The organism is Streptomyces bottropensis ATCC 25435 (assembly GCF_000383595.1).
GTDB lineage: Bacteria > Actinomycetota > Actinomycetes > Streptomycetales > Streptomycetaceae > Streptomyces > Streptomyces bottropensis.
Genome location: NZ_KB911581.1, coordinates 8,179,107 through 8,201,592, shown reverse-complemented (window position 1 = coordinate 8,201,592; position 22,486 = coordinate 8,179,107). Strand labels below are relative to the sequence as shown.

Genomic DNA, 22,486 nt, shown 5'->3' with positions numbered 1-22,486 from the left:
GTAACAACCAGTCAGATGGTCAACGTCCCGACCAGCTCGCCGACCTCCGCCCGCCAGGCGCGAACCTGGTCGTGCGTGGGGCCGATCTCGTACTGGTGGTAGTGGCATCCCAGGCAGAGGTGCGACCAGACGGCGTTGGTGCGGCGAGCGGTCTCCGCCGCGGTGTAGCAGTGGAGGCACAGCATCTTGGCCCGCATCGTGGTGTCGGCGAGCCCTGGCACCGCGGCGTCGAGCACGCGGTCGATGGAGAGCTCCAGGGCGGTCCGCAGAGCAAGGGAGGCTCCGCGGTGCCGGCCGGCGGCCGTGGCGCCCGTACGGGCGGCAAGCAGCTGATCTGCCGTCAGCAGGAGCTCCTCGACCGAGGTGGTGGGAGTGTTCATCACGCGGTCACCCCCGGCTTGCGCACCTTCTGCGCCATGGTCTCGATGTCGTCCACGAAGCGGTGGGGGTCGGTGATCTGCGCTCCCGTGGCGTGGGAGCCGTTCTGGCACTCCTTGAGGAGGTCCACCGCACGCGGTCCGCAAAGGGCGCGCAGTTCGCGGTAGACGTCGCCGGTCCGGCCGGCGTCGCCGAACAGGGCCAGTGCCGCGACCTTCATGAGCTTGTCGGCGCTGCCGACGGCGGCCTGCAGCTCGTCCTCGGGCGCGCCGGAGCGGTGATGCCGGATCCAGGCGGCTTCGAGGAAGGCGTTCTCCAGGGCGATACGGCACAGGCTGGGCAGCACGTGGGTCCGTGCCGCCGACGGCAGGTCACTGGTACTGGCGAGGGCCCGCGCGTCGTCGAGTGCCTGCCGTACCGGGTCTGTCACCGGCTTCACCTTCACCTTGGACGACTTGGCCCGCTCGACCTCGAACACCGTCACGGGCAGACCCTGACTGGTGAACGCCCGCTGGAGCCGGGTGTCGTGGGTGAAGACGACGACCTGCCGGTGTTCGCCGAGCTCGTGCAGGACCTGGGCGAGTCCGTTGACCTTGGCAGGGTCCATGGACTGCACGGGGTCGTCGATGACGATGAAGCCGAACGGGCTGTCGGCGGTGGCGGCCCGGGGCAGGAACAGGGACAGCGCGAGGGAGTGCTGCTCGCCCTGGCTCATGACGCCGAGAGCCGAGGCCTCATGGCCGTCGACGGTGACATCCATGACGAGCTTGCGGACAGTGGCCTTCTCGCTGCCCTTCAGGCTCACGGGCCTGAGATCGATGTTGCTCTCCTGGCGGAGCCGCTCCCAGATGCGCTGCGACTGGTCGGAGAAGCCTTCCATCCGCTGTTCCCGCAACTCGGCGGCCAGCGCCTTGATCCAGGTGCTCGCCTTCCTGATGTCCCGCAGCCGGGGCTTGTTCGCCTCCACGGCACGGGCCCTCTCCGCCCAGCCCGCCAGGCGGGTGACGAGCCCGCGCCAGCGTTCGTCCCGCTTCTCCAGTTCCCTGACGGCGTTCTCCTTGACCGCGGCGCAGGCATCGGCCAGGGGCGCGGCGGCCTCGTGGGCGCGCTGGGCGAGCTCGCCGGGATCACTGATCGTCCGGCAGGCGGTCCAGGCGCGCCACGGGTCGGCCAGGGCGGTGGGGATCTGTCGAGGCGTGTGGACGAGGTCCTGCACGGCCCGCGCGGCCGACCGGAGTTCGCTGCGCGCGCCCGCTGCTGCCTCCGCCTCCTGCCGCAGTGCGGCGATCTGGGCGATGGCGTCCGCGGCCCATGCCGCGTCCAGTATCCCGTCGGTCCCGCACACGGGGCAGGCGGCCGCGTCGGGGTGACGGTCGTGGTGCGCCACAGCCCGATCGAGGAGTTCCGCACGCCGCAGGGCGTCCTCGGTGCCGGTGCCGCGCAGGTCCTCGATATCGGCGAGGGCATTGCGCAGACGGTCCAGGGCCGCGTGGACCTGCGCCATCTCGGGTCCCTGCACCTCTGCCTCGGCGCGCAGTCCGGCAAGCAGGCCATCGTCCGTGTCGGTGGGCAGACCGGCGACCAGGGCTTCGACGGTCGCGAAGTCGGGCGTTCCCGCCGTGTCGACGGCGACGAGTGCCTGCACCGCGCGCTCGTCGTCCTCCAACCCGTACAGCGCCTCCTTGAGGCCCGGCAGCTCCGCCTTCGCCGCCTTGTCCGCGTCTTCGAGCGTCTTGGCCTCCTGGCGGAGCCGGCCGTCGGCGGCGCTGAGCTGCCCGAGGCCCAGGATGGTGGCGATGGCGTCGTACATCTCGGAGGGCTTGCCACTGATCATGCGGTCGAGGTCGACGTACGACAGGAAGGGCCGGAAATCCCGCAGGGCCTGCTTCCAGTCCGCCTGGTCGAGGGGGGCGCGGCCGTGCCCGGGGCGCCTGAGCTCGGCCTGGGAGGCGTCGAAGTCGTCGCCCTCCCAAGTGCGGGTGAGGGTGCTGCGGCCGGTGTCACCCTCGATGGCGAGCTTGACCTCGATCTCCGGCCTGCCGTCGGTGTCGTGGAGGTTGCGCCAGTTGCTGCTGCGCATCGCGTGCTGCCCCTGCCAGCGCATGTTCACGCCGGTGAAGGCTGTCTCGATGCCCTCGGCGATGCTGGACTTGCCGGAGCCGTTGCGACCCACGACCAGGTTCACACCGGGTCTGGGGCTGAGCTTCAGCCAGGCGCGCGGTCCGATGCCACGGAACCGGGCGACGGCGACGGAGTCGAGGTAGATCCGGCCGACAGGGGAGGTCCCCCGGGGCTCGCCGTCGCCCAGGGCCTCCTTCAAGAGCACCTTCACGGGCTCGCTGAGCGCATCCTCCGCCAGGCGGGCCCCCACCAGACCGGCCACGGGCACGGGCTGGTCGGACGGGGCCGGACGGGCGGGGTCGGTGGGGTGGTGTGCGTTCTGCCGGGGCTGTTCCGTCATGGTCATGCGGGTTCCTCCCGTGTGTGCGGTGGGTGGCGACTGCGGTGCGGAATGGACGCGGAGTGGACGGCCCCGAGGTATGGCGTCGCGGAGAAAAGGGACCGGGAGAGATCGGATGCGTGGCGCGGTACGGCGCCAGGACGCTTCACGGTGCGGTTGCGGAGTCACGGCGCATGCTTCCCATCGGAAGCGTGACCAGATAAGCATGTCTATGAAAGCACTGTCAAACAGCTTGACGAACTTGACGGCTGTTGTAACGTGTTAACCGTCCCTGTCCGACTGGCCCGAGAGGTGCGGAACTCCACGCCATGCCCCAGCAGCCACCAGCCCGACCGGCGCCCTCCGCACACGTGACAGCCGCCGAGATCTCCCGCATCGCAGGGGTCACACGCGCCACCGTCAGCAACTGGCGCCGCCGCCACGACGATTTCCCCGCGCCCAGCGCAGGCACGGAAGCCAGCCCGCTCTACGACCTGGCGGCCGTCCAGGCATGGCTGCGTGGCCGCGGTCACACCTCCGCCGCCTCCCCGACCGAGGAACTGCGGACGGCGCTACGGCTGCTGGGACCCGGCTCGGGGGTGGCCGCGCGACTCTTCCCGCTGGTGGCTGCCGCGTCCCGCCGCACGCGGGAGGAGCTGGCCGAACTCGCCGCCGTGCCCGACGACCAGCTGCTCGCCCGAGCGGAGAAGGCCGCGGGCGAGCTCCCGGCCACCGTGCCCGAAGCCGAGCCGGTCCACTACGGCCCGGACGACGCGGGCGCGGTCCGCGCGCTGCTGGGCTGCGTCCGTGAGGCGGGGGCCCAGGCCGCCCTCGACGTCCTCGCCGAACGCGAACTGGACGAGGGCGCCGCCAGCGGTGTCTACCAGACCCCGGAGGGCCTGGCCCGGCTCATGGCACGGCTCCTGCCCGCCGACGTGTCCCGCGTCCTCGACCCCGCCTGCGGCAGCGGCACGCTCCTGGCCGCCGCCGCACGCCAGGGCGCGCGGGAGCTGTTCGGGCAGGACTCGCTCCCCGTCCAGGGCCGGCGCACCGCGGTCCGGCTGCTGATCGCCGCACCCGAGGCCGAGACGGCGATCCGCGTCGGCGACAGCCTGCGCGCCGACGCCTTCCCCGACCTCACCGTGGACGCCGTCCTGTGCAACCCGCCGTTCGCCGACCGCGACTGGGGTCACGACGAGCTGGCCTACGACCCGAGATGGGCGTACGGACTCCCGCCTCGCCTCGAATCCGAACTGGCCTGGGTGCAGCACGCCCTCGCACACCTGGAGCCGGGCGGCCACGCCGTCATGCTGCTGCCTCCCGCGCTGGCCTTCCGCTCCTCCGGCCGCCGCGTCCGCGCGGAACTCGTCCGCGGCGGGGCCCTGCGCGCCGTCGTCTCCCTTCCGGCGCGTGCCGCGTATCCACTCCACATCGGCCTGCAGATCTGGGTGTTCCAACGCCCCGAGCCGGGCGGCACGGACCGTACGACGGTGCTGTTCGTCGACGGGGAGGGCGAGCAGCGGGACGGCGCCACGGGCACGCCGTCCGCCACCGACACGGCCGGCGCCGGTACCAGTGGCGGCTCACGCCCCCGCCGAGCAGGTTCCCCGGCTTCCGCCTCCTCCTCTGCTCCCGCCTCTGCCTCCTCCTTCGAGTGGGCGGGGCTGACCGACCGGGTTCTCGGCCAGTGGGCCGCGTTCACCACCGCCCCCGACACCTATGCCGACGAGCCCGGCGTCGCCCGCGCGGTGCCGATCGTCGACCTCCTCGACGACGTCGTCGACGTCACCCCGGCCCGCCATGTCCGGGCGACCGCGGGCGACATCGACCCGGGCGCCCTGACTCGGCGCGTCCACGAACTGCACGAGCAACTGGCAGAGCAGGTCGCCGCCTTGGCAGCCGCCTCCGTGTTCGGCGGGGGGCAGTCGTCCGGGGCCACGGCCCGCGAGTGGCGTACGGCGACTGTCTCCGACCTGGCGCGGGGCGGGGCCCTGACCGTGCTGCGGGCGGCGACACCCGGCACCCGAGGCTCCAAGGGCCCCGCCGCCCCCACCGTGGACCGGCCGGTCCTCACCGCCCGGGACATCTCTGCCGGAAACCCTCCGTCCGGCCGGGCTGTCGACCTCCACGCCGACGCGGCGCAACCCCTCGCCGCCGGGGACGTGCTCGTACGCGCCCTCGCGGGGGGCGGCGACGGATCCGCGATGACCCGGGTCGCGGACGACCGGGACGCCGGAGCCCTGCTCGGCCAGCACATCCACCTCCTGCGCCCCGACCCGGCCCGCCTCGACCCGTGGTTCCTGGCCGGGTTCCTCGGCGCCGAGGACAACATCGCCTCGGCCTCCACCGGCAGCAGCCTCGTGCACGTCACACCGGGCCGCCTGCGCGTCCCGCTGCTGCCCTTGGAGGAACAGCGGCGCTACGGGGAGGCCTTCCGACGCGTGTACGAGCTGCGCGCCGCCGTCCGTCGAACCGCTGACCTCGCCGCCGATACTGCGGCCACCCTCACCACCGGCCTCACCGCCGGCGTACTCCTGCCACCGGACACCCTGGGCAGCCTGGATACGTCGGGCACCCCGGACAGCCGTTCTGCCTGAAACGCCCCACGCGTCCCACCGCACACGACCACACTGGATACCTGCCGTCCCCCGCCCGGACGGCGCTCTTCGGAAGGAAGCCGGGACCTCTTGAACAGCAGTAAGCACACGGAGTTGGCGAACCACGCCTGGTCCGTCGCCGATCTCCTGCGCGGCGACTACAAGCAGTCCGACTACGGCAAGGTCATCCTGCCGTTCACCGTGCTGCGCCGCCTGGAGTGCGTCCTGGAGCCGACGCGCGAGAAGGTCGTCGAGACCGTCGCCAGGTTCGCGGGCCAGGACATCGACACCGACCACTTCCTGCGCAAGGCTTCCGGCAACTCCTTCTACAACAAGAGCGACCTCACGCTGCGGAAGATCGGGGCCGACCCGCAGAACGCGGCGAAGAACCTGCAGATCTACGTCGGCGCCTTCTCCGAGAACGCCCGTGAGGTCCTCGACAAGTACGAGTTCAACCAGCAGGTCAGGAAGCTCGACAGCGCGAACCTGCTCTACCAGGTCATCGGCAGGTTCACCGACCTGGACCTGCACCCCGACGTCGTGCCCAACCACAACATGGGTTACATCTTCGAGGAGTTGATCCGCCGCTTCGCCGAGCAGTCGAACGAGACCGCGGGTGAGCACTTCACCCCGCGCGAGGTCATCAAGCTGATGGTCAACCTGCTGGTGGCGCCCGACGCGGACGCCCTCACCGTGCCGGGTGTCGTCCGCACGGTCATGGACCCCGCGTGCGGCACGGGCGGCATGCTCAGCGCCGCCGACGACCGCATCAAGGCCCTCAACCCGGACGCGACGGTCGAGGTGTACGGGCAGGAGCTCAACCCCGAGTCCTGGGCGATCTGCCGGTCCGACCTCATGATCAAGGGCCAGGACCCGGAGAACATCCGCTTCGGCAACTCCTTCTCCGACGACGGCCACGCCCGCCGCAAGTTCGACTACCTCCTTGCCAACCCGCCGTTCGGCGTGGAGTGGAAGAAGGTCAAGGAGGAGGTCGAGTACGAGCACAAGTCGCTCGGCGACGCCGGCCGCTTCGGCGCGGGCCTGCCGCGCATCAACGACGGCTCGCTCCTCTTCCTCCAGCACATGATCTCGAAGATGAAGCCGGTGGACGTGAACGGCGGGGGCGGCTCCCGCATCGCCATCGTCTTCAACGGCTCCCCGCTGTTCACGGGCGCGGCCGAGTCCGGCGAGTCCAACATCCGCCGCTGGATCCTGGAGAACGACTGGCTGGAGGCGATCGTCGCCCTCCCGGACCAGCTCTTCTACAACACCGGCATCTCGACGTACTTCTGGATCCTGACGAACCGTAAGGACAAGGACCACAAGGGCAAGGTCGTCCTGCTCGACGCGCGCGACCAGTGGCAGAAGATGCGCAAGTCACTCGGCGACAAGCGCAAGGAACTGGGTGACGGGACGAACGGCCGCCCCGACCACATCGGGGACATCACCCGGCTGTACGCGGAGGCCGTCCAGGTCGCCAAGGACCCCGAACACCCGCTGCACGGCAAGGTCAAGGTCTTCGCGAACGAGGACTTCGGCTACCAGCGCATCACAGTGGAGCGGCCGTTGAAGCTCCGCTTCGAGGTGACGGAGGAGACGCTGGCGGCACTGGCGGAGGCCAAGCCGGTGGCGAGGCTGGAGCGGAGTGAGGAGTTCGTCGCGGCGGTGCGCACGCTGCTCGGCTCGTCCTGGGCGACCAAGTCCGACGCTTTCATCGCGCTCAAGGACGCGGTGGTCGCGGCCGGGCTGACATGGCCCTCGGGAGCGCCGTTCGCGAAGGCGGTACGGGAGGCGATCGGGGTCCGGGATCCGGAGGGCGAGGTCCAGAGGGTCAAGGGTGCGGCGGAGCCGGATTCGGACCTGCGGGACTACGAGAACGTGCCGCTGGGTGAGGACGTCGAGGAGTACCTGAAGCGCGAAGTGCTGCCGCACGTCCCGGACGCGTGGATCGACCATACGAAGACGAAGGTCGGCTACGAGATTCCGTTCACGCGGCACTTTTATGTTTACAAGCCGCCGAGGCCGTTGGCGGAGATCGATGCAGAGCTGAAGTCTCTGGAGGCGGAGATTCAGGCGCTGCTTGGTGAGGTGACCGAGTGACCGGGTTCGTTCCACTCAAGAGGGTGGCTCGAATCCGTTACGGATTGGGCCAGCCGCCCCCACTCTCGGAGGAGGGCATCCCGATCATTCGGGCAACCAACGTGTTCCGAGGAAAGATCAGCGCCGAAAACCTGCTGCGCGCTAATCTTCAGGACCTGCCTTTGGATCGAGCCCCTCTGCTGCACGAGGGAGAAATCCTGGTCGTCCGAAGCGGGGCGTACACCGGCGATTCGGCGCGTATCACCAGTGAGTGGGTTGGCAGCGCTCCAGGCTACGACCTGCGCGTGACGCCACATACGGTGGACTCACGCTTTGCAGCCTACGCGCTGCTGAGTACAGTCGCTCTCGATCAAATCAAGTTGGCAAGTACCAGGGCAGCCCAACCTCACCTGAACGCAGAAGAGCTGGGCGAGATTGGAATGTGGCTGCCATCGACGGAGGAGCAGCGCCGCATCGCCGACTTCCTCGACGCCGAAACCGCCCGCATCGACCGTTTGGACAAGGACGGCCAGAAGCTTCTTGGGCTGCTCAGCGAGCGTCGCCAGGCGGTCATTGATCACGAGGTCGACGCGTCGTCCAGATCGTTGACCAAGCTCTTCTGGAAGCTCTCAGTTTTGCGTGACGGTACGCACCAGCCACCTCCTCGGGTCGACTTGGGCGTCCCGCTGCTTACAGCACGCAACGTGTCCAGCGGTGAGCTTCGACTAACGGATCTGGATACTCACGTAAGCGAAGACGATGCCAAACTTCTGGAGAAGTCCCTTCGAATGATGGCTGGCGATGTCCTCCTTTCAGTCAAGGGTACAATCGGCGCGTGTGCTATAGCGCCAACAGGATTCCCGCGATCCGTGCTGGATCGGAATGTGGCACTTCTTCGTCCGCTTCCCGATTATTCCAGTGAATGGCTTGCTTTTGTCTTGCGTTCTACCGGGCTGCAAGATCAGATGCGGATCTCGGTCACCGCGGCCGCTCAACCGGGGCTCCCTCTTGGAGTGATTCGGGAACTTCGGGTACCTGATGTGTCTCTCCACGAGCAGGAAGACCGTGTCGACCGCATTTCAGCACGCCGCCAAGAGATTGACCAAGTCGTTGATCGAGTGAAGCGTAAGGGCTCGCTATTGAGTGAGCACCGCCAAGCCCTGATCACCGCCGCCGTAACCGGCCAGTTCGACGTATCCACCGCCAGCGGACGCAACGTAACGGACGGAGTGACCGCGTAGCCATGAGCCCCATCCACACGGAGTCCGCCTTCGGTGAAGCCATCGTCGCCGCCATGGTCGAGCGCGGCTGGCGCGAGGCGCGCCCGCAGGACTACCAAGCCGATCTCGGCCTGGACACCAACGAGTTGTTTACCTTCATCGGGGCGACCCAGCCCGACGAGTGGAGCGAGCTGCTCACCGTCTACGGCGGCGACCCGAACGAGGCGCAGCGCGGGTTCGCCACTCGCCTGGACCAGGCCATCGCCACCAACGGGCTCCTCGATGTCCTCCGCAACGGCGTCAAGGACCGAGGCGTCCTCCTCCGCGTCGCGTACTTCAAGCCGAACCTCGTCGCCCACGACTCCGTGCTGGACGGCTACCGAGCCAACCGTCTCACCGTCGTCCGCGAACTCGAGTACGCGACCAAGCAGGCCGACTATGGCAACCGGCTCGACCTCGCCCTCTTCCTCAACGGAATTCCCGTCGCCACGGCCGAGTTGAAGAACCCGCTCACCAAGCAGGGGGTGGAGCAGGCCAAGGAGCAGTACCGCACCGACCGCGACCCCACCGAGCTGATCTTCACGCGCCGGGTCGTCGCGAACTTCGCCGTCGACCCGGACCTGGTCTTCGTCGCCACCCAGCTCAAGGGCAAGAACACCCGCTTCCTCCCGTTCAACACCGGCTCCGACGGCCCCGGCCAGCCGGGCGGCGCAGGCAACCCGGCCCCGACCGCCTACGGCACGTACGCGACCTCGTACCTTTGGGAGCAGGTCTGGCAGCCGGACAACTGGCTGGACCTGCTCCAGAGGTTCGTGCACCTGCAGAAGACCAAGACGCCCGGCGGTGGCAGCACCAAGACGATGGTCTTCCCCCGTTTCCAGCAGTGGGACGCGGTCAAGAAGCTCACCGCGCACGCCGCCACCCATGGCGCGGGACACGACTACCTGGTCATGGCCTCGGCCGGCTCGGGCAAGTCGAACACCATCGGCTGGCTCGCGCACCGCCTCAGCGACCTGCACACCCCGACCGACCCGCGCGAACTCGACCCCGAGGCCCTCGCCAAGGGCCTCAAGCCGGGCGGGCCGGTCTTCGACAAGGTCATCGTCATCACCGACCGCCGCAACCTGGACGCCCAACTCCGGGAAACGGTCGGCAACTTCGAGCAGACCGCAGGCCTCGTCGTGAAGATCGACGAGAAGCACGGGGCGAAGGGCGAGCAGCTCGCCAAGGCTCTCTCCCGCGACACCGGGAAGATCGTCACCGTCACCCTGCACTCGTTCCCTGCGCTGATCTCGTACATCGAGCGCAACCCCACCGAGATCCGGGGCAGCAGCTTTGCGATCGTCGTGGACGAGGCCCACTCCTCCCAGTCCGGTGACGCCGCCACCGCCGTACGGGCCGCCCTGCGCGACCTCGGCCTGGACTCCGACTCGGACGACGCGGGCGCGACCACGGTCAAGGCCCCGGCAGCAGCAACCCTCGACGAGCAACTCAAGAAGAGGGCCGAGCAGCGTTCCCGCGCCGCGAACCTCTCCTACTTCGCGTTCACCGCCACGCCGAAGGCCAAGACCCTGGAACTCTTCGGCACGCTCCAGGACATCGATGGCAAGGCGACCTACCGGCCCTTCCACACGTACTCCATGCGGCAGGCGATCGAGGAGGGCTTCATCCTCGACCCCCTGCGCAACTACGTCACGTACAACACGTACTGGAAGCTGGTGAACCAGAACCCCGACGAGCGGGAGGTCGACCCGTCGAAGGCGAACGGCCTGCTCGCCCGGTACGCGCTGACCCACGACTCGACGGTCGCCCAGCACGCCCAGGTGATCGTGGAGCACTTCGTCTCGCACAGTCGGGGCCGCCTCGGTGGGCGGGCCAAGTCGATGGTGGTGACGGCCTCGCGGCAGTCCGCCGTGCAGATGGCGCGCGCGATCAAGAGCTACATCAAGGACCGGGACTACGACACCAAGTACCCCGACCTGGGTGTCCTCGTCGCCTTCTCCGGCTCGCTCACCGTCGACGGCGAGGAGACCACCGAGCCGAAGGAGAACGGCGGGCTGTCGGAGAGCGCGCTGCCGAAGGCGTTCGCGTACACGCGTGCCGACGACAAGGCCGCCCGAGCCGGCGGTCCGGGCCAGCGCGAGTACAAGATCCTTGTCGTGGCGGAGAAGTACCAGACCGGCTTCGACCAGCCGCTCCTCACCACGATGTACGTCAACAAGACACTGACCGGCATCTCCGCCGTTCAGACGCTGTCCCGGCTGAACCGGACCGCCGAGCGCAAGACCCAAGCCGACCTGGCGGTCCTGGACTTCGTCAACGACGCCGAGGACATACAGGAGTCCTTTCGCCCGTACTTCGAGGAGGCGCACACCCTCCCCTCCGACCCCAACCTGCTCTACACCGCGCAGAGCCGGGTCATGCAGGCGGCGATCCTGTCCGGGCAGGAGATGGACGAGTTCGCCGCCGCGTACTTCGCCGCCAAGGAGAAGGCTGCAGGCTCACAGTCCAAGTGGGAGAAGCTGCATGCCGAGTTGTACCGGCTGCTGTCCCCTGCGGTCGCCCGCTTCACGCCCCTGTTGGAGAGCGAGGACGAGGACGACCAGGAGACGGCGGAGGGCTTCCGCGCCGACCTCAACGACTACGTCAGGAAGTACGGCTTCCTCGCGCAGATCGTCCCCTACCAGGATGCCGAGCTGGAGCGGCTGCACCTCTACGGCCGCTACCTCCTCAACCGACTGCCGCGCCGGGCGGACGGCGGCGTGGACATAGGCGAGGTCGACCTCAGCCATATGCGGGTGGAGAAGACCGGCGAGTACGACGTCTCCCTCACCGCCGAGGGGCCGACGACGATGCAGGGCTTCGGCGACGGCTCGGGCGGAGCGAAGGAAGCGGAGAAGTCGCTGCTCTCGCAGTTGATCGACAAGTTTAACGAGCGCTTCGGCACCGAGTTCACCGAGCAGGACGTCATCCGGCCCTTCGAGGAGGCCAAGGCCGACCCGAAGGTGCGGGCGGCGGCCGTCGTCAACGACGAGGACAACTTCGGGCTCGTCTTCGACAACGTCTTCGCGGACAAGATGGCCGACCACATCGACACCATCGCGGGCATGGGCCGCCAGTACTTCGGCCCGGACAAGGGCTTCAAGTCCAGCCTGGACCGCAGCGCCCGCAAGGCCGCCTGGCGGATGATCCGCCGCGAGGAGGGCCTGGACGACGTCTGATGCGTACGCCCCGGCTGGATGTGCCGACCGGGGCGCCCTCCGGCCTCGATTCGTCTGCGGCCTGACGGCCGTAGGTACACGAGGTTCATGCCGATTTTTGTCGGACGTCAGCCATGGGCTGTTGTTGGAAATCAAGGGGAGACGATGAGTGACGACCGCAAGGGAATCGTTCCGGTGTGGACGCTGGCAACCGGTGACGTCCGGGTGCCAGGGTTGACCGCGGGCGAGTCGATGACGGCTGAGCGCCTGGCTGAACTGCGAGGAGTGCTGGCCGTCCTGGCCGACGAGCCGATCGTCACACTTGAGGCACATCCGCTGCCCGACAAGGTCGACCGTGGCCGTGGCATCCCGCTCGACGCCGGGAGTCCCCTGGCGCAGCACCTGTCCCAGTTCATCACGCAATCGACGCGAAGTTCCCTTACGGCGGCCAGAGCGACCGCTTCCGGCGAGAGTCTGTATCGCATGGTGGTCCCGGCGAAGGTCGCCGCCCAGCTCGGGCAGGGCATCATTCGCCCGATGACGGCGAAAGGCGTGGCCGGTGGCATCCGCGGTCCGCTCGTGGACACAGCGGGCAAAATTGCCGGTGGCGCGAGGTTCGTGCCGGTCGGTGGAGCGGCCACTGCGGGCGCAGCAGGTGGAGCCGGTGCAACAGCCGGCGTCGCGGTCGGCGGCAGTGCGGCGCTCACCGTCGCCGCGCCGCTTGTGCTCATGGCCGTGGCGGTGGGGGTGAGCGCGCACGCCGACCGCAAGCGCCAGCAGGCCATCGAACACATCACGGAACTGCTGGAGCAGCTTCAGGAGGAGAAGCTCGACGACGAGCGCAGCGAACTCGACGGCTGCCGCGACGCCATCGACAAAGCCACTTCCATTCTGCTCGACCAGGGCAAGCTCGGTCTCTCGCTGGGACTCGACTCGGCGGTGCATGCCATCAACACGGCGCTGGGCAAAGCCGACGGCCGCCTTGCCCGATGGCAGAGCTCGCTCGACAAGCTACCCGAGGGCGAGGCCGTCGAACTCGGCACGTTGACCAAGTCGTTCCCCGGCGTCGACGACCATGGCGGTATGTTCCGCACCCACCTCGAACTCGCTTCCCTGGCTATCGCGCTGAAGCGGCGGGTCGTCGTCCTCCAAGCCGTCGAGCACGCCCAGAGCGACCCCGGCAATCCGTTCGAGAACTTCACCCGCGCACTCAAACGCGATCAGCAGCGCCTCGACGAACTGGAGTCGAGCATCGCCGGTGTGCTGGTACGCCTGTCGGCACTGGAGCTGGCACGCCCGAACGGTTTGCGCCCCGTCTTCACGACCAATGAAGTCGAACGCCTGATGCGCGCGGCATACCGGATTCACAAGCTGGGCGACGGCATCACGGTCAACAGCCGTACGACAGACGTGGCGGTTGAGATTGCCCGCAACAAGGACGGCTCGGTGGTCGTGTTCCCCGCGCTGCCCGTGTAGGCACAGGCGCGCTCGCACAGCCCGCGTTCGCGTCGCGGGCGGTGGTGTGGCCCAGCCGCATGTAGAACTGGGCCACCAAGGGGCTTACGCATGTACGGCTCAGATGGTCTGGTCGGCGGCCAGCCGGACGAGCCCGGCCGATGTGGAAGCCAGGGGCGCGAAGTGCTGGCGGTCAGGGGGTCGAAGTCGTTTCCATGATGGTTTCTACCTTTTTCACTTGCTGGGCGACCAGACTCTCCGGCAGCACCGGCGTGAGAGCTGCCTTCTTCTGCTGCGGCAGAGTGCTGCCGAAAGTCTCGTTGAATTTGAACCAGGCGAGGACGTTCCCGATGCGTACGAGGCCGTACGCCGTGTGGTTGTCGATTCCCTTCATGGAGAAGCTCATGATCGCCCTGAGCGACTCGTCACCTGGCGCGAGTGGTTCTCCGAGAGAGAGTTTTGCGTGCACCGAGGTTCCCAGCATGGGTTTGTAGACCACAGAGGGACAGTCCTGGAGTGACTTCTCAACCGCGGCGAACACTCGCTTGGCCTCACCAGCGTGATAGCTCGTCAGTGCCACCGACCTGACCCCTACGGTGTTCGTCGAGTCGCTGAGGTTGAAGCGGGTATAGGCGGTCGCGCCTTTCGCCCAGCCATGCAGGAGCACCTTTATTGCGGGCAGGCAGGCCTCTGGCGTGGCGCTGGTCTCTCCCGGCTCCATGTCCGCTGGCGTTTCGCTGCCAAGACCTACGCCGTACCGTCCCGCTTCCCCTTCGGCCAGTCTCGCGGACTCCAGCTGCTTCTGGCTGAGCGGGCGCGCTTCGACCGTGGCCGTGGGGCTCGGGCTGGAAGCTTGCGACGCACACCCGCTCACTGCCGACATGGCAAGGATCAGCACCGAGGCCGACACGTGGCTTCTTCGCCAACCAAGCCCAACGGGCTCACGGCCCGTGCGTGCAATACGAAACATCCCAGCCCCTCCCCCGAACAATCCGGCCGAGAGCATAACTGGCCCTAGGCCGGGGTCTCAGGGGAGGGCGGCAGGGGGTCGGTGACGAACCACCCCCGCTGGGGCACGGCGTACACCCAGCCTTCGTCGGCCAGCAGGCCGAGCCCTCGCCGCACGGTCGTACGCGCGATCCCGTAACGCTGCACAAGCTGAGCCTCACTCGGCAGCATCCGCCCGGGCTGCCAGTCACCGCGCTGAATCTGCCCACGCAGGATCTCGGCCAGTTGCCGGTACGGGGTCAGCGGCGCGCCATGGTCGATCTCAGCATCAGGGTTCATGGACTTGACGCTAGGCAAGCCGACTGATGCACGCTCTTTGAGATACGTCTCGCGACGAATCGATACAAGGCGATACCATGGCCCAAAGAAACGCCCCGGCTGGAAGGGTGAGAGCTTCCATGCCGAGGCTGAGCCGACTGATTGGGAGTCGACCTATGCGCAGCCTACTGGCCGCGATTCTGGCCCTGTTCCTGCCCGCCCGGGGTGCCCATCGCGCCGCAGCGCCGCCGCCACCGCCCCCCATCTCCTGTCCGCCCGCTCCGGAGCCCCCGTCCGTGATCACGTGCCCGCACCCGGAGGACGTCATCACCGCCGACGGCATGCCCCTGGTCCGGCCGTACGTCGTCGAATGGGAACGCGAGCGGGACGAACATGACCGGCGCCGCCTTCAGCGCGAGCGGCGCCGGGCGGCGGTCCTGGCGACGCTGGGGCAGGACTACGTTCCGGTACCGTGGGAGGTCGCCGTATGAGCACGAGTACGCCGCGTCTACGCAGTCTCGGCCTCGACCCGGACACCGGCAAGGAGGCCCTGGCGGTCACGCGCCCCGGCGGCCGTCTTGAGGAGCTGGCCGACGCGCACGCCCTGAAGGCCGCCGCCGTCCTGGTGACGGTCGTCGGTGCCGTACTGGAGGTGGGCAAGGCGTCGGACGCCGAACTCGCCGCCTTCGTCACGCCGTTGCACGCCGCGCTCGAAGAATGCGTCGGCATCATGGCAGCCGACAGGGACAGGGAGTGACGGCGTAGGGCATTCCGTCGTGAGACCGGTGGATCAGCGGTGCCGGGGTTCGTCCCGGGCGCCGCTGACCCGCCTCCACCGCTGCTCCTTGACCTCAGGTCCGTATCCGGTCGTCACGCTTCTCGCACGCGTGGCGCTCGGCTGCCCGCCTCGCTCTCGGATGAGACCGCGATGCACCGCCCAGGGTCACGGTGCGACTGCTCGTACGAGGAGCGTTCCGATGTGCCCGGGATGCGGGGCATCGAGTATCCGGGCGTCGGCTGTGCGGAACCCAGCCCGAGAGAGCAGGCGCTCCCATACCGCCGGGCGGTAGCTGTAGCGGTAGGTGAACATCGCCTTTCCGGCGAAGCCCCCCTTGTACATGCCCTGCGGACCGTACGCGCCGGGGATGGCCGGAGGCTGGGAGAAGACAATGACGCCACCGGGCCTGAGCCTCTGTCGGACGAGCGGGAGGAGACGGCCCGGGTCGGTGAACCAGACGGCTCCGAAGATCGAGTAGATCGCGTCGTACACCTCCTCGTGCTCGCTCAGATACTCCAGGACCTCGGAGCACACGAACTCCGCGCCGGTCCCGGCCCACTTCGTAGTGGTCTTCCTGACCATGACGGGAGACAGGTCAACGCCCCGAGCGGTGATGCCGCGTTCAGCGAGGTAGGCGAGGGCGCGGCCGGTGCCGCAGCCGATCTCCAGGGCGGAACGCGGGTTACCCAGTAGCTCTGGTCCGGGGCCGTGACCGGCGTACTGGGTCCAGCAGAAGCTCGGCTCCGCGTCGTCCTTGAAGGCGGAAGCGGCGTAGGTGTCCCACAGCTCCGTCTCGGCGGCGATGTCGTGTTGTGCGGGCAAGGCGATTCCTCTTCGCAAGGGTCGGCCCCTGTCCTCCCGGGGGCCGAGGACAGGGGCCAGGGTAGGGGCCATTCAGTGGCTGTCGGGGACCTTGTTGTCGCACGGCGAGCAGTCCGTGCCGTCGATGGCCCACAGCTCCTCGTCGACGTCGAAGCCGATGGACTTCAGGAAGTCCGCAGTGCGCAGGCACAGGCCGTCGCTGCGGCGCTCGATGAAGGGGGCGTGGTGCTTGTAGTGGCCCTCGTTGTACGCGTCGCAGAGGGCCCACCACACGGGCGTGTCGAGGATGAGCTGGTGAACGCCGATGTCGACGAGCTTGCCGACGCCCAGGTGGACCTCGGGGTGCTCCATGCAGCCGATGGTGTACATGACGGCGTCGCCGAGGATGCGCTCGGCCATGTCGCGGACCATCGTGTGATCGCGCAGCAGCAGGGCGACCTCGCGGTCCCAGAGGGTCATGCCGCTGTCCAGCACGTTGATCGTCAGGTGTTTGACGTGAGGCTGGACGGCGTTGAGGAGTTTCTTCGGGTCCCGTGTGCGGGTGCTCGTGGGTCGGTCGAGCGTGACGGTCATGGACTACTCCTTCGGAGGCAGGTCGTGCCGTGCAGGTCCGAGCCCGTTCCGCCCGTCAGCCTGTTCGGGCTGGGAGCGCGGCGCGGGCGTCTTGCGGATCCCGTTCCAGCGAGGGCTACGGGTGACCGGGCTGGACCGGGCGTAGGTGTGCTCCAGCCATGAACGAGACGGTAGGGAACGGGCGTTGTCAGGTGCCACAGAAGTTGCGCGAAGTTGCTCGGCCGCGGGGCGAAGTTGCGTAAGGTTGCTGATTCAGGCCAACCAAAGCTCGGACACGAGGCGTTGGTCTCGTGGAGGCTTGGGAGATCAGTCCCCGAGGGAAGGACGTGATCATGCCACGTCGGCTGCGTTTCAACGGCACGGGCAGCGGAGTCAACGGATGCCCGTCCCTTCACGAAGATCTCGACACAGGCGAGGTCATCGTGCACGGCCCGGCGCTCACCGACCCCGACGACATCGCCCAGCTCCGGCACCTCAACGAGAGCGAGGTGCCCATCGTGGTGCCTCGCGAACTGTTGGTCGACTTCGGACCGAAGGAGGCCGTCCACGTGGCCACCGTGATCGGGCTGGACGAGTTCGACCGGCTCTTCACACAGTTCGAGCACACGGCGTGGCGCCTGGAGACGCGCCGCCGCTACGCGTCGGACGAGCTCACCAGCACCTACGCCCAGTTCATGCGGGGCGAGTCCGTCAACTGGGAGGGAGCCGACGCGGAATGGTGCGCGGAGCGCCGCGAGCAGGTGGCTCTCGGCAAGCGGTTCGAGCGTGTCCGTATCGTCGACAACCCGCCCACGGCCGGCCAGCTCTATCTGCTCGACAACGCACGCCGTAACAGTGCTGTCGGAGAGAGGATCCTCAATCTGTGGCGAGAAGATGCCGACCGCCTTGGCCTGCCCTCCGAGGATTTCTGGATTTTCGACTCCCGGCTGGTCGCGCTGCTCAAGTTCGATGACGCCGACAACCTGGTCGGCGTCGAGTTGATCACGCAGCCTGCTGCGGTGCTCCGGTACGCCATGGTGCGCGACGCTGCGCTGCATCATGCCCGCCCGTACGAGGAGTTCGCGGCACAGCTGACCGCGAAGGAGGACTGAGGCAGGTGCGTATCGGTGAGCACGGACTACCAGCAGGCACGGCAAGCACTCGGAGTACGGCTGCGTGAACTCCGACTTTCCGCCCCTGGAGGCCGGCTCACCGGTGCTGAGCTCGCCGAGCAGTACGGGTGGAACAAGTCCAAGGTCAGCAGGCTGGAGAACGGCAGGCAGACCCCGACGCCCGATGACCTGCGCAACTGGGCGGAGGCAACCGGTCAGCCGGAGGCGTACGACGAGCTGGTCGCACGCCTGAGGGGCTTCGAGTCCCACATCAGGTCATGGCGGCGTCAGCTGGCCTCGGGGCACAAGGCGGTCCAGGACACCCACCTGAGCGCTCATGCCGACGCCTCGGTGTTCCGCGGCTGGGAGTCCTCCATGATCTTCGGAATTCTCCAGACTCCGGACTACGCACGGTCGATCTTCACGAGATACGCGGAGCTACAACGATCGCCACGGGACACCGAGGAAGCAGTCCGGTCCCGCATGAAGCGGCAAGAAGCGCTGTACGACTCCTCGAAACACTTCCGCCTCCTCCTGTGGGAGGCCGCCCTTCACGCCTTGATCTGTCCACCGTCGGTGCTTGCGGCCCAGCTCGACCGTCTCTCAGGAGCCATCGGTCTGGACACGGTCGAACTGGGGATCATCCCGCTGTCCGCCTCGCTCAAGATTCCCCCGGCGACCGCATTCTGGATCTACGACGACCGTCAGGTGATCGTCGAGAACTGGCACGCGGAGTTGTGGATCGACGACGCAGCCAGCGTGGAAACGTACCTGCGGACCTGGAAGACGCTCCGGGAGTCCGCCGTGTACGGCGCTGACGCCCAGAACCTCGTCAGCGCGGCACGACGAACGTTGCGCTCACCCTGACGCCGACATTTGAGCGGCGCGCCCTGCCCCTGTCGCACCGCGACCGCTAGACGGCATCCTGACGCAGCGGTCACACTTGACCCCTGACCGTGACTGTTCATCACGCACACCGGGGGCAAGGTGCCGCAGGAGGCGATCTCCGACCGTTACGAACTCCTGGAGGAGCTGAGCCACGGCGGCATGGGCGACGTGTGGCGCGGCTACGACGCCGTGCTCGACCGGCCCGTCGCCGTGAAGCTCATCCGGCAGGCGTCGGTCACCTCCCCGGAGCTGGCCGAGGAGTTCGCCAAGCGGTTCCGTCGCGAGGCCCGCATCACCGCGCGTATCCAGCACCCCGGTGTGCCCCAGGTGTACGACGCGGTGCTCGACGCGTCGCACGAGCGGCTGTTCCTGGTGATGGAGCTCGTCGACGGCGTACCGCTGTCCGCCTACCTCGATCCCGGCCGGCCGCTGCCGGTCAGCTGGGCGGCCGCCGTCGCCGCGCAGGTCGCGACCGTGCTGTCGTACGCGCACGACGTGCCGGTGATCCACCGGGACCTCAAGCCGGGCAACATCCTCGTCGCCCGCGACGGCACCGTGAAGGTCCTCGACTTCGGTATCGCGGCGATCCTGCGCACCGACGTCACCAAGCTGACCGCCACCGGCAGCCCCATCGGCACCCACCAGTACATGTCGCCCGAGCAGGTCCGCGGCGGACGCATCACCCCGCAGACCGACCTGTATGCGCTCGGCTGTGTGCTGCACGAACTCCTCTGCGGGCGCCTCGTGTTCGAGGCGGAGAGCGAGTACTTGCTGATGTACCGGCACGTCAACGCCGCCCCCAGCCCGCTGCGACAGCTGCGGCCCGACGTCCCCGAGGCGCTGGAGGAGCTGGTCCTGCACCTGCTGCGCAAGGCGCCCGAGGCGCGGCCCGCCGACACACAGGAGGTGTACGCGCGGCTGCTGCCGTTCCTGCCGCCGCCGGGCCAGGAGCCCGGCACGGCCGATGCCGGGCCGGCCGGCGCGCCCGACCCGACGGGCGTGTTCCGTCGCCCCTTCGCGCCCCGCGCCCGCGCCCAGGCGCCCGCCCCCGGTGGTGTGCCGCCCACGGCCGTCCTCCCGGCGGCCCAGCCGTTGCCTGTCCCCGCCCGGCTGAGCGAGGCCATCAAGGAGGCGTACGCCCGCTCCGACGCCCTGCTGGAGGAGGAGCGGTTCGCGCAGGCCGCCGAGGTGCTCGGCGAGGTCATCGAACCCGCCGCCCTCGCCCTCGGCTCCGAGAGCAAGCAGGTTCTGGGACTGCGCCGCCAGCGGGCGGCGATTCGTCTCCTCGGCGGCGACTACCGGGCCGCCCTGCCGGAGTTCGACGCCCTCGCCGACGCGTACGCCCGCATCGCCGGGCCCACCGGCGAGCAGGCCCGCGCCTGCCGCGCGCAGGCGGCCCGGTGCCGCGCCGAACTCGGCCAGGTCACCGACGCGCTCGCCGCGCTCCAGGGCGTGCTGAACGTCGTGCGGGCCGTCGACAGCGACGTGAGCGAGGAAGCGGTGGAGCTGCGGCACAACATCGGGATGCTGCTGCTCGCCCAGGGCCGGGCCGTCGAAGCCCGGCGCATCCTCGAACCGCTCCATCAGGACATGTGCATGGTGTTCGGTCCCGACGACGAGATGACCGTCGAGATCGCCGAGGCGCTGGCCCTGATCCGCCTCGACCTCGACGGCGACGCCGCCGGGTGACCCGCTCGAACACCTCGCGGGCAGCCGCAGGCACTCGTGGCCACTCCCAGCCGCCCGGCATCGCACCGTGGCATGGCCGGAGTAGGGGGTGCCCGGCGCGACGCACCCACGCGTGATCGACCACAGCCCGAGCGCGACCGGCCGGGCACCACCGGCCGGGTGTCATCGTCGATAGATTGATGACCATGTCACGCAAGGTTCGGCGCATCACCGTCAGCGGCTACAAGTCGATCAGCAAGGTCGAGCTGGACCTGGGCCCGGTCACGGTACTAGTCGGTCCCAACGGCGCGGGCAAGAGCAACTTCATCGAGGCGGTGGAGTTGCTCGGCCGTATCTCCGACGAAGAACTGGCCATGGAGGTCGCTCTGCGGGGCGGCGCTGCCGCGATGATGCACGACGAGGCCAAGGGAACCGCCGGGATCGGACTGCGGGTGGAGGCGGACGACGGTGACCTGGTCAATGCCTACGAGGCGTACCTGGTCCCCTCACGGCGGGGAGAGCTTGTCTTCGCTCGTGAAGTGGTGGAGTTCCATGACACCCGTCGCTACCCGCAGCCGATGCGCCAGGAGATCGGGCCCGGCCACAGTGAGTCAAGGCTTGCCGAGGTAGCCGACACAGGGCCCGGTGGGGCGGGCGGTGTGGCACGGCACACCATGGACATACTGCGTGGCTGCCGTGTCTATCACTTCCACGACACGACCCCCGGCGCTCCGGTGAAGCAGCCGGGCTACGCGTCCGACTCGGAAGCCCTGCACCCGGACGCACGCAATCTCGCCGCCTGCCTGCTGCGTCTGCGGGAGGAGTCCCCTGCCGACTACCAGAAGATCGTGCGTACGGTTCGTTCCGTGGCGCCGTTCTTCCGGGATTTCGTCCTCACCGAGGACACGGCGAAACGGGTGCCGCTCCGGTGGACGCAGACCGGGTCCGAGACCGTCTTCCCCGCTGACGCGCTGTCCGACGGCACCCTGCGTTTCGTCTGTCTGGCCACGCTGTTGCTCCAGCCACGCCCACCGGCAATGCTCGTGCTGGACGAGCCTGAACTGGGCCTGCATCCGTTCGCCCTCACCGTTCTGGCGGAGTTGTTCCGCTCTGCATCCACCCGCAGCCAGGTTCTGGCCGCTACCCAGTCGGTCACCCTGCTCGACCAGTTCGAACTCGACGAACTCGTCGTCGTGGAGCGCGTGGACGGCTCGACCGTGCTTCAGCGGCCGGACCAGGAGGTGCTGACGGCGTGGCTCGACGACTACTCGCTCGGCGACCTGTGGCTGAAGAACCTGCTGGGCGGTCGTCCCCGGCCGGAACGGGAGCGGTGAGACACGGCTATGCGTCACGTGCATGTACTGGTGGAGGGCCAGACAGAGGAACGCATGGTGGAGCTGGTGTTCCAGCCCGAACTGGTCAAGCGGGACATCTGGATCACTCCCGTCATCCTCGCGACTCGGCGGGCTGCCGGACGGCCGCACGACAAGGGAGGGGTCGGCAAGTGGACCGCGATCGAGCGCGAGATCCGTCGGCTGCTGCAGAACACGGCTCTCGACATGGTGACCACCATGTTCGACCTGTACGGGTTGCCTGCGGACACCCCGGGCCTCGCCGATGCCCCGACCGGTGATCCGTACGCCAGGGTGTGCCACGTCGAGGACGCCATGGGGCGGGGCATCGATCACCGTCGGTTCCTGCCGTTTCTCGCCCTGCACGAGACGGAGGCATGGGTGCTCGCTGCGGCGGGCGAGCTGTCCGAGCTGGTCCAGTTGCCCGGCCTCGGTGATGTCCTGCGTGCCCAAGTGGCCACGGCCGGAGGTCCCGAGCGGGTCAACGACAGTCCCCGGACGGCTCCGTCGAAACGGATCCTGCGGGACTACCCCCGCTACAACAAGGTCGTGGACGGGCCCGACGCTGTGGATCTGCTCGGCCTCGACGCCCTGCGTGCCGTCTGCCCGCATCTCGACACCTGGCTGAACCAACTCGAAGGCGGAGCCGACGGAACCACGACACTCTGACCGGGACGGT

The 22,486-nt window shown here is 68.4% G+C and carries 18 protein-coding genes; 12 read left to right on the top strand and 6 right to left on the bottom strand.

Translation table 11 applies throughout. The features are described 5' to 3' along the window. Window positions 1-11 precede the first annotated feature (11 nt). On the bottom strand, window positions 12-380 hold the full coding sequence (locus STRBO_RS0136195) for a hypothetical protein (RefSeq protein WP_020115635.1): 369 nt from the start codon (window positions 378-380) through the stop codon (window positions 12-14). After that, window positions 380-2,845 (bottom strand): AAA family ATPase, encoded by a 2,466-nt coding sequence (locus tag STRBO_RS0136190; protein ID WP_005485939.1) that lies wholly within the window; start codon window positions 2,843-2,845, stop codon window positions 380-382. Before STRBO_RS0136190 ends, STRBO_RS0136195 begins: the two co-directional genes overlap by 1 nt. Window positions 2,846-3,189: 344 nt before the next feature. On the opposite strand from STRBO_RS0136190, the gene STRBO_RS0136185 reads away from it, so the two are divergent. The 5 genes from STRBO_RS0136185 (at window position 3,190) to STRBO_RS0136165 (ending at window position 13,390) form a co-directional block, all read left to right on the top strand. Beyond that, window positions 3,190-5,415, top strand: a complete 2,226-nt coding sequence (locus STRBO_RS0136185) for an N-6 DNA methylase (RefSeq protein ID WP_005485937.1) — start codon at window positions 3,190-3,192, stop codon at window positions 5,413-5,415. 90 nt (window positions 5,416-5,505) lie between these two features. After that, window positions 5,506-7,515 (top strand): type I restriction-modification system subunit M, encoded by a 2,010-nt coding sequence (locus STRBO_RS0136180; RefSeq protein WP_005485936.1) that lies wholly within the window; start codon window positions 5,506-5,508, stop codon window positions 7,513-7,515. Further along, a complete protein-coding gene (locus tag STRBO_RS42430) occupies window positions 7,512-8,735 on the top strand; it encodes a restriction endonuclease subunit S (RefSeq protein ID WP_078531645.1) in 1,224 nt (407 codons plus the stop codon). The genes STRBO_RS0136180 and STRBO_RS42430 overlap by 4 nt, the downstream gene beginning before the upstream one ends. Window positions 8,736-8,737: 2 nt before the next feature. Continuing rightward, entirely contained in the window at window positions 8,738-11,935 is a 3,198-nt protein-coding gene (locus STRBO_RS0136170; protein ID WP_005485933.1) for a type I restriction endonuclease subunit R, read from the top strand. A gap of 144 nt (window positions 11,936-12,079) precedes the next feature. Continuing rightward, on the top strand, window positions 12,080-13,390 hold the full coding sequence (locus STRBO_RS0136165; RefSeq protein ID WP_028797048.1) for a hypothetical protein: 1,311 nt from the start codon (window positions 12,080-12,082) through the stop codon (window positions 13,388-13,390). Window positions 13,391-13,562: 172 nt separating this feature from the next. Here the strand turns inward: STRBO_RS0136165 and STRBO_RS45220 are convergent, their stop codons facing one another. Further along, entirely contained in the window at window positions 13,563-14,279 is a 717-nt protein-coding gene (locus STRBO_RS45220; protein WP_020115632.1) for a hypothetical protein, read from the bottom strand. Window positions 14,280-14,383: 104 nt separating this feature from the next. Next, window positions 14,384-14,656: a GntR family transcriptional regulator gene (locus STRBO_RS0136155; RefSeq protein WP_005485930.1), complete on the bottom strand. Its 273-nt coding sequence runs from the start codon at window positions 14,654-14,656 to the stop codon at window positions 14,384-14,386. Window positions 14,657-14,811: 155 nt separating this feature from the next. Between STRBO_RS0136155 and STRBO_RS45215 the strand changes: the two genes are divergently transcribed. Together STRBO_RS45215 and STRBO_RS0136145 are read left to right on the top strand one after the other, a co-directional pair. Beyond that, complete coding sequence (locus STRBO_RS45215; protein WP_028797047.1) at window positions 14,812-15,126, top strand: hypothetical protein; 315 nt, start codon at window positions 14,812-14,814, stop codon at window positions 15,124-15,126. Continuing rightward, the gene (locus STRBO_RS0136145) at window positions 15,123-15,392 is read left to right on the top strand and encodes a hypothetical protein (protein WP_005485928.1); all 270 of its coding nucleotides are present in this window, start codon (window positions 15,123-15,125) and stop codon (window positions 15,390-15,392) included. The genes STRBO_RS45215 and STRBO_RS0136145 overlap by 4 nt, the downstream gene beginning before the upstream one ends. Window positions 15,393-15,578: 186 nt before the next feature. On the opposite strand, the gene STRBO_RS0136140 is transcribed toward STRBO_RS0136145, so the two are convergent. Together STRBO_RS0136140 and STRBO_RS0136135 are read right to left on the bottom strand one after the other, a co-directional pair. Further along, entirely contained in the window at window positions 15,579-16,235 is a 657-nt protein-coding gene (locus STRBO_RS0136140; protein WP_005485927.1) for a class I SAM-dependent methyltransferase, read from the bottom strand. 72 nt (window positions 16,236-16,307) lie between these two features. Further along, complete coding sequence (locus STRBO_RS0136135; protein ID WP_005485926.1) at window positions 16,308-16,808, bottom strand: hypothetical protein; 501 nt, start codon at window positions 16,806-16,808, stop codon at window positions 16,308-16,310. A 332-nt stretch (window positions 16,809-17,140) separates the two neighbouring features. Here STRBO_RS0136135 and STRBO_RS0136130 point away from each other — a divergent pair, with 332 nt between their 5' ends. The 5 genes from STRBO_RS0136130 to STRBO_RS0136110 all read left to right on the top strand — a co-directional run bounded on the left by STRBO_RS0136130 (window position 17,141) and on the right by STRBO_RS0136110 (window position 22,476). Further along, complete coding sequence (locus tag STRBO_RS0136130; protein WP_020115631.1) at window positions 17,141-17,899, top strand: DUF6879 family protein; 759 nt, start codon at window positions 17,141-17,143, stop codon at window positions 17,897-17,899. A 15-nt stretch (window positions 17,900-17,914) separates the two neighbouring features. Beyond that, window positions 17,915-18,766: a helix-turn-helix domain-containing protein gene (locus STRBO_RS0136125; protein ID WP_005485924.1), complete on the top strand. Its 852-nt coding sequence runs from the start codon at window positions 17,915-17,917 to the stop codon at window positions 18,764-18,766. Between the two features lie 120 nt (window positions 18,767-18,886). After that, entirely contained in the window at window positions 18,887-20,476 is a 1,590-nt protein-coding gene (locus STRBO_RS0136120; RefSeq protein WP_005485922.1) for a serine/threonine-protein kinase, read from the top strand. 185 nt (window positions 20,477-20,661) lie between these two features. Then, window positions 20,662-21,789 carry an AAA family ATPase gene (locus STRBO_RS0136115; RefSeq protein ID WP_237547684.1) on the top strand — a complete coding sequence of 376 codons (1,128 nt, stop codon included), beginning with the start codon at window positions 20,662-20,664 and terminating at the stop codon, window positions 21,787-21,789. Between the two features lie 9 nt (window positions 21,790-21,798). Beyond that, entirely contained in the window at window positions 21,799-22,476 is a 678-nt protein-coding gene (locus STRBO_RS0136110; protein ID WP_005485920.1) for a DUF4276 family protein, read from the top strand. Window positions 22,477-22,486: the final 10 nt, after the last annotated feature.